This is a genomic window from Micromonospora sp. B006, from assembly GCF_003408515.1.
Classification (GTDB): domain Bacteria; phylum Actinomycetota; class Actinomycetes; order Mycobacteriales; family Micromonosporaceae; genus Micromonospora; species Micromonospora echinospora_A.
The window spans coordinates 702736-717120 of sequence record NZ_CP030865.1; the positions used below are offsets into that span (position 1 = coordinate 702736).

General features: G+C 72.2%; 18 protein-coding genes. 8 read left to right on the top strand and 10 right to left on the bottom strand.

The window, feature by feature from the left end:
• Window position 1: 1 nt before the first annotated feature.
• Window positions 2-289, bottom strand: a complete 288-nt coding sequence (locus MicB006_RS03510; RefSeq protein WP_116503783.1) for a hypothetical protein — start codon at window positions 287-289, stop codon at window positions 2-4.
• Between the two features lie 38 nt (window positions 290-327).
• Window positions 328-1152, bottom strand: coding sequence for an SDR family NAD(P)-dependent oxidoreductase (locus MicB006_RS03515; protein WP_192900185.1), 825 nt, complete (start codon window positions 1150-1152; stop codon window positions 328-330).
• A gap of 124 nt (window positions 1153-1276) precedes the next feature.
• Between MicB006_RS03515 and MicB006_RS03520 the strand changes: the two genes are divergently transcribed.
• The gene (locus MicB006_RS03520; protein ID WP_116503786.1) at window positions 1277-2233 is read left to right on the top strand and encodes a CoA ester lyase; all 957 of its coding nucleotides are present in this window, start codon (window positions 1277-1279) and stop codon (window positions 2231-2233) included.
• 43 nt (window positions 2234-2276) lie between these two features.
• Here the strand turns inward: MicB006_RS03520 and MicB006_RS03525 are convergent, their stop codons facing one another.
• Window positions 2277-2828 carry a DUF4190 domain-containing protein gene (locus MicB006_RS03525; RefSeq protein WP_116503788.1) on the bottom strand — a complete coding sequence of 184 codons (552 nt, stop codon included), beginning with the start codon at window positions 2826-2828 and terminating at the stop codon, window positions 2277-2279.
• A 114-nt stretch (window positions 2829-2942) separates the two neighbouring features.
• Between MicB006_RS03525 and MicB006_RS03530 the strand changes: the two genes are divergently transcribed.
• Window positions 2943-3833 carry an SDR family NAD(P)-dependent oxidoreductase gene (locus MicB006_RS03530; RefSeq protein WP_116503790.1) on the top strand — a complete coding sequence of 297 codons (891 nt, stop codon included), beginning with the start codon at window positions 2943-2945 and terminating at the stop codon, window positions 3831-3833.
• Window positions 3834-3836: 3 nt separating this feature from the next.
• Here MicB006_RS03530 and MicB006_RS03535 read toward each other — a convergent pair whose 3' ends face one another.
• Complete coding sequence (locus MicB006_RS03535; protein WP_073825583.1) at window positions 3837-4238, bottom strand: DUF4190 domain-containing protein; 402 nt, start codon at window positions 4236-4238, stop codon at window positions 3837-3839.
• Window positions 4239-4415: 177 nt separating this feature from the next.
• Between MicB006_RS03535 and MicB006_RS03540 the strand changes: the two genes are divergently transcribed.
• Window positions 4416-5612 (top strand): acyl-CoA dehydrogenase family protein, encoded by a 1197-nt coding sequence (locus tag MicB006_RS03540; protein WP_073825580.1) that lies wholly within the window; start codon window positions 4416-4418, stop codon window positions 5610-5612.
• 10 nt (window positions 5613-5622) lie between these two features.
• Here the strand turns inward: MicB006_RS03540 and MicB006_RS03545 are convergent, their stop codons facing one another.
• The 3 genes from MicB006_RS03545 to MicB006_RS03555 are packed head-to-tail and all read right to left on the bottom strand — an operon-like array spanning window position 5623 to window position 8854.
• Window positions 5623-6030: a CoA-binding protein gene (locus MicB006_RS03545; RefSeq protein WP_116503791.1), complete on the bottom strand. Its 408-nt coding sequence runs from the start codon at window positions 6028-6030 to the stop codon at window positions 5623-5625.
• Between the two features lie 22 nt (window positions 6031-6052).
• On the bottom strand, window positions 6053-6787 hold the full coding sequence (locus tag MicB006_RS03550; protein ID WP_116503793.1) for a hypothetical protein: 735 nt from the start codon (window positions 6785-6787) through the stop codon (window positions 6053-6055).
• Between the two features lie 24 nt (window positions 6788-6811).
• Window positions 6812-8854, bottom strand: a complete 2043-nt coding sequence (locus MicB006_RS03555; protein WP_370013412.1) for an intein-containing Rv2578c family radical SAM protein — start codon at window positions 8852-8854, stop codon at window positions 6812-6814.
• 83 nt (window positions 8855-8937) lie between these two features.
• On the opposite strand from MicB006_RS03555, the gene MicB006_RS03560 reads away from it, so the two are divergent.
• Complete coding sequence (locus MicB006_RS03560) at window positions 8938-9357, top strand: thiol-disulfide oxidoreductase DCC family protein (RefSeq protein WP_116503797.1); 420 nt, start codon at window positions 8938-8940, stop codon at window positions 9355-9357.
• Window positions 9358-9376: 19 nt separating this feature from the next.
• Here MicB006_RS03560 and MicB006_RS03565 read toward each other — a convergent pair whose 3' ends face one another.
• The 3 genes from MicB006_RS03565 to trxA form a co-directional block, all read right to left on the bottom strand.
• Window positions 9377-10300, bottom strand: coding sequence for an HTTM domain-containing protein (locus MicB006_RS03565; RefSeq protein ID WP_116503799.1), 924 nt, complete (start codon window positions 10298-10300; stop codon window positions 9377-9379).
• Complete coding sequence (locus tag MicB006_RS03570; protein ID WP_116503801.1) at window positions 10297-10737, bottom strand: hypothetical protein; 441 nt, start codon at window positions 10735-10737, stop codon at window positions 10297-10299. Before MicB006_RS03570 ends, MicB006_RS03565 begins: the two co-directional genes overlap by 4 nt.
• A gap of 139 nt (window positions 10738-10876) precedes the next feature.
• Window positions 10877-11239 (bottom strand): thioredoxin, encoded by a 363-nt coding sequence (trxA, locus tag MicB006_RS03575; RefSeq protein WP_013283893.1) that lies wholly within the window; start codon window positions 11237-11239, stop codon window positions 10877-10879.
• 526 nt (window positions 11240-11765) lie between these two features.
• Here trxA and MicB006_RS03580 point away from each other — a divergent pair.
• The 4 genes from MicB006_RS03580 to MicB006_RS03595 all read left to right on the top strand — a co-directional run bounded on the left by MicB006_RS03580 (window position 11766) and on the right by MicB006_RS03595 (window position 14330).
• On the top strand, window positions 11766-12299 hold the full coding sequence (locus MicB006_RS03580) for a MaoC family dehydratase (RefSeq protein WP_338013367.1): 534 nt from the start codon (window positions 11766-11768) through the stop codon (window positions 12297-12299).
• A 95-nt stretch (window positions 12300-12394) separates the two neighbouring features.
• Window positions 12395-12886, top strand: coding sequence for a hypothetical protein (locus tag MicB006_RS03585; protein ID WP_116511140.1), 492 nt, complete (start codon window positions 12395-12397; stop codon window positions 12884-12886).
• A gap of 34 nt (window positions 12887-12920) precedes the next feature.
• Window positions 12921-13544, top strand: a complete 624-nt coding sequence (locus MicB006_RS03590) for an RNA methyltransferase (protein ID WP_073825560.1) — start codon at window positions 12921-12923, stop codon at window positions 13542-13544.
• Between the two features lie 99 nt (window positions 13545-13643).
• On the top strand, window positions 13644-14330 hold the full coding sequence (locus tag MicB006_RS03595; protein WP_370013463.1) for a DUF6758 family protein: 687 nt from the start codon (window positions 13644-13646) through the stop codon (window positions 14328-14330).
• The last annotated feature ends 55 nt before the right edge of the window (window positions 14331-14385 follow it).

Consider the following 14385-nt stretch of genomic DNA (forward strand, 5'->3'; position numbering starts at 1 on the left):
CTCAGACGTCGCGTACCTCCAGCACCCGGGTGGCGGGTGCGGCGTCGCCCAGTTCGGCGCGCAGCGCGACGCGGTCCGGGTCGACCAGGAACGCGTCCAGCCCGGCGCGGGCCGCGAACCGGATCACATGCACCTCGGTCTCCCCGTCGCCGGTGCGCAGCCGCCGTTCCAACTCGCCGCCGTGCCGGCCGAGCAGCGCCAGCACCGCGTCCTCGTACCGCCGGCCGGCGTCCGCGTCGGCGCTCAGGTCGACCAGCGCGACCAGCAGGACCTCGTTCCCCGTCGTCATGGCGTCGAGTGTCCCAGGACCGGCGGTCGCGGTGGCCCTCAGACGTCGATGCCGACCGCCTTCGCGCTGGCCGTCCAGAGCCGGGCGGCGAGCGCCGGGTCGGCGGCCTTGGGCCGGGGCCGGTGCGGCTTACGGTCGGCGTAGTAGCCGCCGTTCGTCAGCCGGGACGGGTCCTGGCAGGCGAGCCAGACCAGCGTCTCCGCGCCCTTCTCCGGGCTGCGGAACGGCAGCAGCCGCATGCCGAGCGCCACGATCCGGCTCTCGTTGCCGAAGCGGGTACGCACCACGCCGGGGTGGAACACGTGCGCCGGCACCTCCGGCCAGCGCCGGGCCGCCTCGGCGGTGAACAGGATGTTCGCCTGCTTGCTGGTGCCGTACGCGCGGAACGGCCGGTACGAGCGCAGCGCGGAATTCAGGTCGTCCGGGTCGAGCACACCGCTGCGGTGCGCGTCCGAGCCGGTGACCACCATCCGCCTGATCCGGTCGCGCAGCAGGTTGCTGAGCAGGAACGGGGCGAGGTGGTTGGCCTGCATGCTCAGCTCGAACCCGTCGACCGTGGCGATCGGTTCCAGCACGATCGCGCCCGCGTTGTTGGCGAGCACGTCGATCCGGTCGTACCGCTCGCGCAGCCGTTCGGCGAGCCCGCGTACGTCGTCGAGCACCGCGAAGTCGGCGCGGAACAGCTCCGGCTGCTCGCCGCAGCACTCGCGGACGCGCTCGCCCGCGGCGCGCAGCCGGGCCGGGTCGCGGCCGACGAGCACCACCTGGTCGCCGCGGCGCGCCAGCTCCTCGGCGGCGGCCAGGCCGATGCCGGAGCTTGCCCCGGTCAGCACCACGATCCGACGCTCAGTGAGATCTTCCACAGGTCCATTCACCCCGGTCACGGCACGAGGTTACCGTGGCGTCACCACGCCCTTTGGGATCGTTAAGTTCTCGAAATCCACCGCTGCGTCGGCGCCTGCGCCGGACGCTGGAAGGAGCGCATCCATGACCGCTGTCGGTCGCCCCCGCCGATCCTGCCTGGCGGTACCCGGCTCCAGCGTCAAAATGCTCGGCAAGGCCCAGGGTCTCCCGGCCGACCAGGTCTTCCTGGACCTGGAGGACGCGGTCGCGCCGCTGGCCAAGCCGGACGCGCGCAAGAACATCGTGGCCGCGCTGAACGAGGGCGACTGGACCGGCAAGACCCGCGTGGTCCGGGTGAACGACCTGACCACGCCGTGGACCTACCGGGACGTCATCGAGGTGGTCGAGGGCGCCGGGGCGAACCTGGACTGCATCATGCTGCCGAAGGTGCAGAACGCCGAGCAGGTGCACTGGCTGGACCTGCTGCTCACCCAGATCGAGAAGACGCTCGGCCTGGAGGTGGGCCGGATCGGCATCGAGGCGCAGATCGAGAACGCGGCCGGGCTGGTGAACGTGGACGCCATCGCCGGCGCCTCGCCCCGGGTCGAGACGATCATCTTCGGCCCGGCCGACTTCATGGCCTCGATCAACATGAAGTCGCTGGTGGTCGGCGCGCTGATCCCGGACTACCCGGGCGACCCCTACCACTACATCCTGATGCGCATCCTGATGGCCGCCCGGATGCACGACAAGCAGGCCATCGACGGCCCGTTCCTGCAGATCCGCGACGTGGACGCGTTCCGCGAGGTGGCGAAGCGCTCGGCGGCGCTGGGCTTCGACGGCAAGTGGGTGCTGCACCCCGGCCAGATCGACGCGGCGAACGAGGTCTACTCGCCGGCGCAGGCCGACTACGACCACGCCGAGCTGATCCTCGACGCCTACGACTACTACACCTCGGAGGCGGGCGGGAAGCTCGGCGCGGTGATGCTCGGCGACGAGATGATCGACGAGGCGTCCCGCAAGATGGCGCTCGTGATCGCCGCCAAGGGCCGCGCCGCCGGCATGTCCCGTACGTCCTCGTTCACGCCGCCCGCGTCCTGACCGCACGCCGGGCCGCCCCCTCGCCGGGGGCGGCCCGGTGGCGTCAGTAGCTGCTGCTGGTGCTGGACGCGCCGATCGCGATCACGATCATCACGATGTAGAAGATGATGACGGCGACCAGCAGAGCGGTCAGGATCCAGCCCACGATGATGGCCGCCTTGGCCATGCCCTCGCCCTGCTCACCGGTCTCCCGGATCTGCTTGCTGGCGACGTGGCCCATGATCGCGCCGATCGGCGCGGTGATGCACGAGGCGAAGCCGACGAGCGACAGGACCAGCGCCACGATGGCCATCGTGTTGGTGCGGGCCGGCGGCATCGCGTAGCCGGGATAGGCCCCCGGCGGCGGGTAGGCGCCCGGGGGCGGGTAGCCGGGCATCGCGGCGGCATACGGGTCGCCGCCGGGCGGGGCGTAGGGGGACTTCGCGCCCGCGTACGGGTCGGCGACCGGCGCGTAGGGATCGGCGACCGGCGCGTACGGGTCGGCCGGGCCGGGCTGATTCGGGATCCCGGGCATTATCGGGTCGGCCGGCGGCGCCGAGTGCGGCCCGGCCGCCGAGGGGTCCTGCCAACCACCGGGCGGTGGGGGATAGCTCATCTGATCATCTCCAGGTACGTGGTCGGCTCAGGGTAGCCACCGGCGCGCGACACGGAGCACCCTCTTTCCGGGCGCGCGTTGCCCGGCGGGTCGGTACCGGGCAGGATCCTCGGCATGGCACTTGACGCGCGTGGGGGTCGGTCGCGACGGGACATGAGCCGGCCGGGGTCGGTGCGGCGCCCGCGCGGCGGCGAGCCGGTCGGCGCCGCCGACTCCGAACGGCCGGTGCCGCTGCCGGAACCGGCCACCATGCGGCTGGACGGCCGCGTCGCGCTCGTCACCGGCGCGGGCAGCCCTGACGGCATCGGGTACGCGACCGCGCGCCGGCTGTCCGACCTGGGCGCCCGGGTCGCGATCGTCTCCACCACCCGGCGCATCCACGACCGCGCAGGCGAGCTGGGCGTCACCGGCTTCGTCGCCGACCTCACCGACGAGTCGGAGGTGGGCGCGCTCGCCGATGAGGTGGCCGAGCAGCTCGGCGACGTCGAGGTGCTGGTGAACAACGCGGGCCTGGCCAGCCGGGCCAGCCCGGAGGTGCTGCGCCCGGTCGCCCAGCTGACGTACGACGAGTGGCGCGGCGAGATCGACCGCAACCTGACCACGGCGTTCCTGTGCAGCCGGGCGTTCATCGGCGGCATGGCCGAGCGGGGCTGGGGGCGGATCGTCAATCTGGCCGCCACCGCCGGGCCGGTGAACGCGCTGCCCACCGAGGCCGGTTACGCGGCGGCCAAGGCCGGTGTGGTCGGGCTGACGCGGGCGCTGGCGATGGAGATGATCGCCGACGGGGTGACTGTGAACGCGGTGGCGCCGGGCATCATCCACACCGCGGCGTCCACGATGGCCGAGATCAAGCAGGGGCTGGGCACGCCGGTCGGGCGTCCCGGCACGCCGGACGAGGTGGCCGCCGCGATCGCGTTCCTCTGCTCGCCCGCCGCCTCGTACATCACCGGGCAGATGCTCGTGGTCGACGGTGGCAACAGCGTCCGGGAGGCGCAGTTCCGCTGAGCGTCAGTAGGTGCCGTTGTCGGAGTTGGCCCAGATCGCCAGCCCGATCCAGCCGCAGCAGGCCACCAGGCCGACAGCGGTGAAGATGTAGCTGAGGATCAGCCCCCAGGTGGCGAGCTGGTCGCCGTCCTCGCCGGTCTGCCGGATCTGCCGCTTCGCCAGGTGGCCGCAGACGATGCCGGCGGGCGCGAAGACGAACGCGAAGACCAGCGACAGGATCGCGAGCACGTTCGTGCCGCCGGGGCGCGGCCCCTGCCCGGGCGGGCCGTACTGGCCGTAGGGCGGCTGCGGGGCGTACGGGGGCTGCTGGCCCCACTGCGGGTGCTGCTGACCGTACTGCGGCTGCCCGTACGGCTGGCCGTGCGGCGGCGGCTCGTACGGTGAGGGTGGCTGCTCGTCGGTCACGCGCGCCCCTTTTCCCCAGGTGAACGGGCCCTCTCTCTTGCGGACGCTACCCGCAGCGGTGAACCTTTTCACAGCGGTTGTAGGGACTGGTCACCTTGGCTGTGCCGGTCCCGGGGCCGATACTGACCGAGCGTTCAGTTACCCCTGAGTAATGCGCCGACGACCCCGGAGGCTGAGATGGCCCGACTCGCCCAGACGCCCGGACTGACCGACGTGCAGCGGTCGATCCTGGAAACTGTCCGGGAGTTCGCCGACAAAGAGATCATCCCGCACGCGCAGCGGCTGGAGCACGCCGACGAGTACCCGAGCGACATCCTCGACGGCATGCGCGAGATGGGGCTGTTCGGCCTCACCATCGACGAGGAGTACGGCGGGCTGGGCGAGTCCCTGCTGACGTACGCGCTCGTGGTCGAGGAGCTGTCCCGGGGCTGGATGTCGATCTCCGGCATCGTCAACACGCACTTCATCGTGGCGTACCTGATCTCGCAGCACGGCTCGGCGGACCAGAAGGCCCGGCTGCTGCCCCGGATGGCCACCGGCGAGGTGCGCGGCGCGTTCTCGATGTCGGAGCCCGAGTGCGGCTCGGACGTCTCGGCGATCAAGTCGAAGGCCGTCCGCGACGGCGACAACTACGTCCTCAACGGCCAGAAGATGTGGCTGACCAACGGCGCTTACTCGTCGGTGGTGGCCACCCTGGTCAAGACCGACACCGGGGCCGACTCGGTCTACGGCAACATGAGCACCTTCCTGCTGGAGAAGGAGCCCGGCTTCGGCGAGACCGCCCCCGGCCTCACCATCCCCGGCAAGATCGACAAGATGGGCTACAAGGGCGTCGAAACCACCGAGATGGTGCTCGACGGCGTCACGGTGCCCGCCTCCGCCGTGCTCGGCGGCGAGGAGAAGGTCGGCCGCGGCTTCTACCAGATGATGGACGGCATCGAGGTCGGCCGGGTCAACGTCGCGGCCCGCGCCTGCGGCATCTCGATCCGGGCGTTCGAGCTGGCGGTCGCGTACGCCCAGCAGCGCCACACCTTCGGCCAGCCGCTCGCCAAGCACCAGGCCGTCGCGTTCAAGCTCGCCGAGATGGGTACGAAGATCGAGGCCGCGCACGCGCTCATGGTCAACGCCGCCCGGCTCAAGGACGCCGGCCAGCGCAACGACGTCGAGGCCGGTATGGCGAAGCTGCTGGCCTCGGAGTACTGCGCCGAGGTGGTCCAGGAGGCGTTCCGGATCCACGGCGGCTACGGCTACTCCAAGGAGTACGAGATCGAGCGCCTGATGCGCGAGGCGCCGTTCCTGCTGATCGGCGAGGGCACCTCGGAGATCCAGAAGACCATCATCTCGCGCGGCCTGCTCAAGCAGTACAAGCAGTAGGCCGGGACGGTCAGGCGCGCCGGGTCAGTCCGGCGGCGGCCCGCTCGACGATCAGGCACCTGTCCTCGACGTAGTCGAGGCCCGCCTCCTCGGCGATCCGGCGCGCCTCGTCCGAGAAGATCCCGAGCTGCAACCACACCGCCGGGGCGCCGATCGCCACCGCCTGCCGCACCACGTCCACCGCGTCCCGTGCCGGGCGGAACACGTCGACCAGGTCGACCGGGTGCGGGATGTCGGCCAGCGTCGGGTACGCCTTCTCGCCGAACAGCTCGTCCACTGTCGGGTTGACCGGGATGATCCGCCAGCCGTGCCGCTGCATCTCCAGCGGTACGCGGTGCGCGGCCTTGCCCGGATCGCGGGAGGCACCCACGACGGCGATCACGGCGGAGTCGGCGAGGACCTGCTGAGCGGAGCGCATCGGCCGACTCTAGCGCCGCCGCTCAGCCCTCGCCGGCCAGCGCGCGAACCAGCCGGGCGTACTCCGCCCGGGTGCCGATCTCGGCGCGGTGTTCGGAATGGGTCAGGTAGTGCCGGATCGCGCCGGCGACCAGCGCGGGAGCGACGTCCACCTCGCGGACCGCCATGGTCGTGCCGTCCCGGCCCACGCCGCGACCGGCGCGGATCAGATCCGGTCGGGCGACCGGCAGTGAGATCGTCCGGTTGCCCGGCCGCCAGCCGACCTGCCCTTGCGGGTCGAGGGCGGCCCAGGGGACGAACCACCGCCGTTCATGGCGGCCATGGGTGATCCCCTCCGGGGTCAGCTCGACCACCGGCACGCGGAACCAGCCGAGGGCGGTGAAGACGATCGCAAACGGGAGGAAGAACGCGGCGAGTCCCCAGTCCCAGCTGCCCTCCACCGCCCCGTCCCCGCTGACGATCGCGCGGTACAGCACGAAGCCCGTCAGGACCGTCAGGAAGCCGACCGTCGCCCGTGGCGGGGCGAAGAACGCCCGCTCGTGCTCGTCCATCCGCAGGTGGGCCCTGCTGGGCCGGCGGCGGAGTTCCCGCACGGCCGCCACCAGGAGGACGGCGAGCGGCACCAGGCTGACCAGCACCAGGGGCCCACCGGCCTCCTCCGCGCGCATGTCGACCACGGCGGCCAACCACCCGACGACGACCGCGACAGCCACCCCGATTCGCTGTCGGCGCAGCGCCGCGCCGAGGGTCTCCCGCATGGCGGGCACGTTAGTCGATACGCGTTACAGGAGCGAAAGTTGCTCGCTCGTCGGCGGGGCCGGGGAAGGGGCCGGCCGACGATTGTCCCCCGCCTCGCCCCGGTGCAGCCCGTGGCGGCGGGCGGCCATCCGCACCCGCGCGGTGACCTCCCGCTGGTAGGCCTGCGGCGTGTACGCCCCGGCCTGGTAGAGCTTCCGGTAGCGGGGCACCAACTGCGGGAACTCGCGGGCCAGCCAGCGGGCGTACCACTCCCGGGCGCCGGGACGCAGGTGCAACGGCAGCGCGGTGACGCTGACCGCGCCGGAGGCGGTGATGGCGGCGACGGTGGCGTCGATCGACTCGTCGTCGTCACTCAAGCCGGGCAGGATCGGCGCCATGAGCACCCCCACCTCGAACCCGGCGTCGGTGAGCTGACGGACCGCGTCGAGGCGGCGGCGCGGACTCGGCGTGCCCGGCTCGGCCGCCCGCCAGAGCGCCTCGTCCACGAATCCCACCGAGTACGACACCCCGACCCGGGTCACCTCGGCCGCCTGGCGCAGCAGCGGCAGGTCACGCAGCAGCAGGGTGCCCTTGGTCAGGATGGAGAACGGGTTCGCGAAGTCGCGCAGCGCCTCGATGATCGGCGGCATCAGGCGGTAGCGGCCCTCGGCCCGCTGGTAACAGTCCACGTTGGTGCCCATGGCGACGTGCGCGCCGCGCCAGCGCGGGGCGGCCAGCTCGCGGCGTACCAGCTCGCCGGCGTTGACCTTGACGATCACCTTGCGGTCGAAGTCGGCGCCCGCGTCCAGGTCGAGGTAGGTGTGCGTGTTGCGGGCGAAGCAGTTGTGGCTGACCACGCCGTTGGCGATGAAGTCGCCGGTGCCGGTGGTGATGTCCCACAGCGGAAGCTCCAGGCCGAGATCCTCGACGGCTGTCACCTGGAGGTGCGCCGCGCACTTGAGCGCCATGCCCTCGATCGAGCGCCGGGCGGTGACGGCCGGATCGGTGAGGTGGAAGAAGCGCAGCCGCTCGGGCAGCCCGCCGGTCAGCCGGAGCTGACGTGCCGCGCCCGGCACGCCCGGCACGTCGAGCGCCCACCGGAAGCCGGAACGCTCCAGCGCGCCGGACGTGCGGGCCTGGCTCGCGTCGTCCGCGACGCTGATCCGGAACACGCCCCGGTGGCAGGTGCCGGCGGCGTCGAACATGCCGGCCAGGTAGCCCAGCGACCAGTCGTCGGTCGTCTCGTCCGGCGGGCGCAGCAGGCCGGTGACGACCCCGGCCGGGCCGGACGTGCGTACCACTGTGGTCGTCGGCCGGCGGCCGACCCGGGTGACTGTGGCCCGCTCGACGGTGACCCCCGCGTCGGCCAGATAGCGTTCGGCCCGCTCCAGCGCCTCCGCCTCGGCGGTGGCCAGCCGGAACCGGGCGCTCGCGCCGGCCTGGTCGTCGCGGATCAGGGCGTGCAGGTAACCCCGGCGGTAGTCGGCCGAGCGCTTCGGCGCCGCCGCGAACCGGCCGGTGCCCAGCAGGCGGTTGCGGGTGGTCAGGTGGGGGCGGCGTCCGCCGCCCCGCATGCTCCCGGTGACGTGCTTCCAGCCGCGTTCGGTCAGGAACCGGTGGTCGCCGCTGGCGACGAGCGTGGTGCCGTCGGCCAGGGTGACCCGGTAGGCGCGCTTCACAGTGGACCACTTGTCGAGCACCGTGGTGACGACGTAGTGGCGGTAGGCGCCGCGCCGCCGGGTGCCGTAGATGCGGTCGCCGGGCTCCAGCTCACTGATCGCCTTGGTGCGCCCGTCGGCCATCAGGATGGGCGTGTCCCCGCCCAGGCAGTAGACGCAGGCGTGCGAGCAGCCCCGGTAGGGGTTGATCGTCCATTCGAACGGCACACGCGACTGACCGGGCACCCGGTTGATGATCGACTTGGCGCGGACCTCGTAGAAGGTCATGCCGGCGAAGCCCGGGGTGTCGAAGGTGCGGGCGATGGCGCCGGGCAGCGCCAGCGGCAGGGGTGGAGCCGCCGGCGCCGCCCGATCGGGAGTCCCCTCGTCCGGGGGAGCGGAGAGGTTGTCCCAGCGCATGGATCTCATTCGAACATGTGTACGAACAAAGCGCAAGTGACGCTGCGGACACCGCGCGCCGCCGCGTCCGGGGGCGGTGCAGGATGGAGAGCATGGAGACGTCGACCTTCGTCTACGACGGCGACTGCGCCTTCTGCACCCGGTGCGCGCAGTTCATCGAGCGTCGAATCCCGACCGGTGCCCGGGTGGTGCCGTGGCAGTTCGCCGACCTGGCGGCGCTGGGCCTGACGGAGGCCGAGTGCGAGGAGGCGGTCCAGTGGGTGGGCGCCGACGGCTCCCGCGCCGCCGGGCCGGACGCCATCGCCCGGCTGCTCGGCGACAGCGGGCCGCTCTGGCGGTTCGCCGGGGCCGGGCTGCGCCTCTCCCCGGTACGCGCGGCGGCCTGGCCCGCGTACCGCTGGGTGGCCCGCAACCGGCACCGGCTGCCGGGTGGCACGGCCGCGTGCGCGCTGCCGCAGGAGGCCCGGGAACGGCTGTACGGCCCGACCGGCCGCCCCGGCCCGAACGCCTGACCGGCCCGGAGGGCGGCGGTCAGGCGCCGGCCGTCGGGGACGGGTCGGGGGCCGCCGCGGCGGAGACCGGCGCCGCCGCGGGGGACGCCGGTACGGGGGACGTCGGCGCGGCGGGCGGCGGACGGCCGAGCAGGCGCCGGACGAACACCACCGGGCGGACCTTCTCCAGCGCCAGGAAGCTGGTCATCGCCACCAGGTGCGGCGCGAACGAGATGGTGATCGTCGCGACGGTCACCAGGTGGAACGAGTAGAAGAAGCCGACGGTCGTCGTCCGCCACCGTGACGGCAGCACGAACACCACCGGGCTGAGCAGCTCGAACGCCAGGATGCCGAACTGCGCCACGATCAGCAGGTGCGGCACCTGCGCGATCAGGTCGGCGAAATCGGTGCCGCGCCGGATGATCGCGCGGGCCAGCACCGAACCGTTCGCCCAGTCGAACCCGCCGAAGCGGAACTTGGCCCAGGCGGCGAGGAAGTACGTGCAGATGACCGAGATCTGGGTGACCCGCAGCGCCCAGCCGCCCGCCTCGGTGCGGGTCGGGTCGCCGTGCCGGGCGCGGCCGGCGGTGGGCAGCACGGCAAGCGCCACGAGGAACGCGAACCGGTCGTGGTCGACCTTGCCGTAGCTCATCGCCACGATCATCCACTCGAAGTACAGCGCGAAGACCGTCCAGCCGAGCAGCCGGTGCGCCCGGCCGGTGGCGGCGAGCAGCGCGGTGACCAGCAGGGCCCAGAACACCACGCCGACCAGGGCGGGGGTGGGTGTGGGCAGCGGGAGCAGCCGGCCGACGAGCAGCGGCTGGTAGAGGTCGCCGGGCACGTCCACCCGGGTGCGTACCCAGGGGGTGAAGACCACCAGGTCGGCGGCGACGAAGAGATAGACAAGGGTGCGGAACGCCGCGATCCGGCCGCGTGGGACCGCCTCGGTCAGCCAGGCGGTCATCCGCCGGTCTCCCAGCGGACGGCGGTCTCGTCGGTCCATTTGCCGGTCGGGCGGCCGCCCTGGATGTCGAACCAGCGGACCACGATGCGCACCTCCACCAGTTCCGGCGCGCCGGGGTGGCGTTCGGTGTACGCGTCGACGACGGTGCGCAGCAGGCTCGGGTCGGCGGCGTACCGGTCCTGCTGGCCCTCGATCTCGGCGCGGCGGATGCCGGTGGCGTCCTGGCCGAGCGGGACCACCGCTCCGGTGCGGTCCACGCCCTCGACCCGGGTGTCCGGGGCGGGCGCGTTCGGCGGGTCGGAGGTGGAGTACATCCGGAACGGCCCGAACGGGAAGTCGTCGTCGGTGCCGCGCACGGTGCCCAGGAGCAGCAGCGCCAGGCCGAGCAGGGTGGCGCCCACTCGGACCGCGCGCCCGCGGGCGGTCAAGGTCTCCATCGCGTGGTGACGATACGGGAGTGAAGCGGCCGAAAGTGTCCCTCAGTCGGCCATTCCTCACTGTCCGTCCCGCTGGTGCGGCGGGCGCGAAAACGCCGCCGGTCGGGCCCGGGGGGACCGGCCGGCGGCGTGGGAAACGTCAGTGGTTGTGCTCGGCCAGCTTCTTGCGGACGTCGTCCATGTCCAGCGCCTGGACCTGCTCGATCAGGTTCTCCAGCGCCGACTCCGGCAGCGCGCCCGGCTGGGCGAACACGATCACGCCGTCGCGGATCGCCATGATCGTCGGGATGGAGCTGATGTTGAACTTCGCCGCCAGCTCCTGCTGCGCCTCGGTGTCGACCTTGCCGAAGGCGATGTCCGGGTGCTTCTCCGAGGACCGCTCGTAGACCGGGGCGAAGCGCTTGCACGGGCCGCACCAGTCCGCCCAGAAGTCGAGCAGGACGATCCCGTCGCGCCCGGTCACCTCGTCAAAGTTGGCCGTGGTCAGCTCAACCGTTGCCATTGCTCTCTCCGATCACCGCGGATTGTCGTACGTCCGGTGGAACCAGGGTCAGTCCGTCCGAATTCCCGGGACCGTGGGGACGAAACGCTCAGCGCCCGGACGGTGACCCTGGGCACATCGAACTCTATCTGTGCCCTCCGCTCGTGCGGAACGCAAATGCATGCCGCATTTGCGTGACGGGACGTGATGGGAGCGTTTCCAAGGAGATCACGCTCAGTTCTGGCTACGAATCAGTAACTTCGGCTCTGACGAGCATCGATCCTGCCTGGGGAGATCGCTTACCGACAGGGTGTCGGTGACTTTGAGTAGTGTTACGAAAAGATAAATGTGACCTCCGTCTCTGTTGGTGCGGAGCGCCGTACGGCAGAATTCTTCGCATCAGAGCGTGGGCGGCGGGTGCCGGGGAGGGCCCCGCCGCTCATTGCGTCCGGACCCGGTCGCGCCGGTGTGACATTTCCGCCGCGCGAACGCCCCGCACCTCGCCTTAACAAGCGATAAGGCATGCTGTGCCGAACTCCATCGCCGCCTGTCGAAGGGGACAAGGATGCAGTTCGGCCGCTACTACGAGGAGTTCGAGGTCGGCGCGGTCTACCGGCACTGGCCGGGCAAGACGGTCACCGAGTACGACGACCACCTCTTCTGCCTGCTCACCATGAACCACCACCCGCTGCACATGGACGCGCACTACGCCGAGTCCGCCTCGCAGTTCAAGCGCAACGTGGTGGTCGGCAACTACATCTACTCGCTGCTGCTGGGCATGTCCGTGCCGGACGTCAGCGGCAAGGCAATCGCCAACCTGGAGATCGAGTCGCTGCGGCACGTCGCGCCGACGTTCCACGGCGACACCATCTACGGCGAGACGACGGTGCTGGACAAGCGGGAGTCGGCCTCCAAGCCCGACCGGGGCGTGGTCGCGGTCGAGACCCGCGGCTACAACCAGGACGGCACGCTGGTCTGCGTGTTCCGCCGCAAGGTCATGGTCCCGAAGAAGGAGTACGCGGCCGCCGCCGTCCCGGACGGCGTCGACCCGGAGCGGCCCAGCTTCCCCGAGCCGCGCTGACCCGCGTCCGTCCGGCTCACCGGGCCTCGTTCTCCGTTCGGCGGGGACGGGGCCCGGACCTCGTCCGGAGGCATATGCTCGGGCTGGAGGTGCCCATGAGCCACTCCGCAGCCGGAGAGCCGCCTTCCGCCGGTCGCCGCGCCGCCCCGCTCACCACCGCCGCCTACTCCGCGGCGGAGTGGGACCTGCTGACCGACCTGCCCGGCCGCGTCCTCGTCGCCGCCGCCTCACCCGGGCCCGGGCGTCCGCCCCGGGGCGTCACCGCCGGCCTCGCCGGGCTGGACGCGGTGGCCGCCGGCCGGGCCTTCGACAGCGATCTCGTCCGCGCCGTGGTGGCCGCCATCTACGCCCGCCACGACGGCGCCACCGAGCGGGACGAGCGCCTGACCGACCTGGTCGACCTGCTGGCCGCCGCCCGGGCCGCGGTACGGGTGCTGCGCCGCCGGGCCGACCCGGCCGACTCGGCGGCGTACCGGCAGTGGGTGGAGTCGGTGGCCGCCCGCGTGTGCCGCGCCGGGCAGACCACTCCGAGCCCCGCCGACCGGCGCTTCCTCGACCGTCTGGGCGGCGCGCTCGACCTGCGCTGACGCGCGGCGCCGCCGGGCCGTACCCTCGGCAACCGTGACCGACGACCAGCTCGACGTGGGAGTGGGGCCCTGGCCCGGTGACCCGCCGGACGACCCGCGCTACGACCCGGAGCTGCTCGTCGCCGGTGACCGGCGCAACGTGGTGGACCGGTACCGCTACTGGCGGCGCGAGGCGGTCGTGGCCGATCTGGACCGCCGCCGCCACGACTTCCACGTGGCGATCGAGAACTGGCAGCACGACTTCAACATCGGCACCGTGGTCCGCAACGCCAACGCCTTCCTCGCCGCCGAGGTGCACATCGTCGGGCGGCGGCGGTGGAACCGCCGGGGCGCCATGGTGACCGACCGCTACCAGCACGTCCGGCACCACCCGACGATCGAGGAGTTCGTCGCCTGGGCGCGGCACGAGAGCCTGCCGGTGGTCGGGATCGACAACCTGCCCGGGTCGCGGCCGATGGAGACCGCGGTGCTGCCGCGCCGCTGCGTGCTCCTCTTCGGCCAGGAGGGGCCCGGCCTGTCCCCGGTGGCCCGGTCGGCCTGCGACGCGCTCTTCTCGATCGCCCAGTACGGCTCGACCCGGTCCATCAACGCGGGCGTGGCCAGCGGCATCGCCATGCACGCCTGGATCCGGTCGTACGCCGGGCCGCCGCCGGACTGACGCCGCGGTTCCACCACCGGACGGAAATCCCACGCCGGTCGGCCCGGCCCGCTTGACGCCTCGCCGCGCGAGGGCGACGGTGAGTGTGTGACTGTCGCGGTGAGTTGTCCGAGATGCGCCGGGCCGGTGCGCGAGCCGGACCTGATGCACTCCGAGCACCGGTGCCTGCGCTGCGGCCCGGTCGCGCCGCTGCACGTGCCCGAGCGCATCAACGACGAGATCATGGCCAGCGTGGTGGAGCGGATGGCCGCCGACCCCGACCCGACCGGCCGGCTCCGGATGCCGCTGTGGTGTCCGTGGCCGCTCCCACCGGGTTGGACGCTCACCGGTGTGGCGTGGGCGGGCGACGAGCGCGCGGGAGTCCGGGCCACCCTGGTCGCCTGCGCCGGACCGGCCCCGCTGGACGGTGGACCGGCTGACCTGATCTTCGTCGCCGAGGAACCCGGCGTCGGTCTCGGTTCCCGCTTCGCGGGACTGCCCGGCCCCGATCCCGGTCCGCAGGTGGAGGAGGCGCTGACCGATCCCGGCCCTGGTCATCCCGAGCGGCTGCCGCACGCGAAGATCCGGGTGGGCGGCCATCCGACTCCACTGTGGCTCGTACGCTCCGAAACGGATCGAAGCGCGTACGCCGGCGAGGCTCGGGGAATGTGGCTCCATGCGATAGCCTGGCCGGCGAGTGCGGGTCACCTCCTCGCGGAAGAAGTCGTGTTGCACGACCTCGCCGAGTGGACACCGCCCGAACTCGTGTACGGCGCACCGTCTCCGTACCTGCACGGGCGGGCCTGACCGGGCCCGCGCGGGCGAGTCGGAGAGCGGACGCAGATATTCACGGTAAGACACC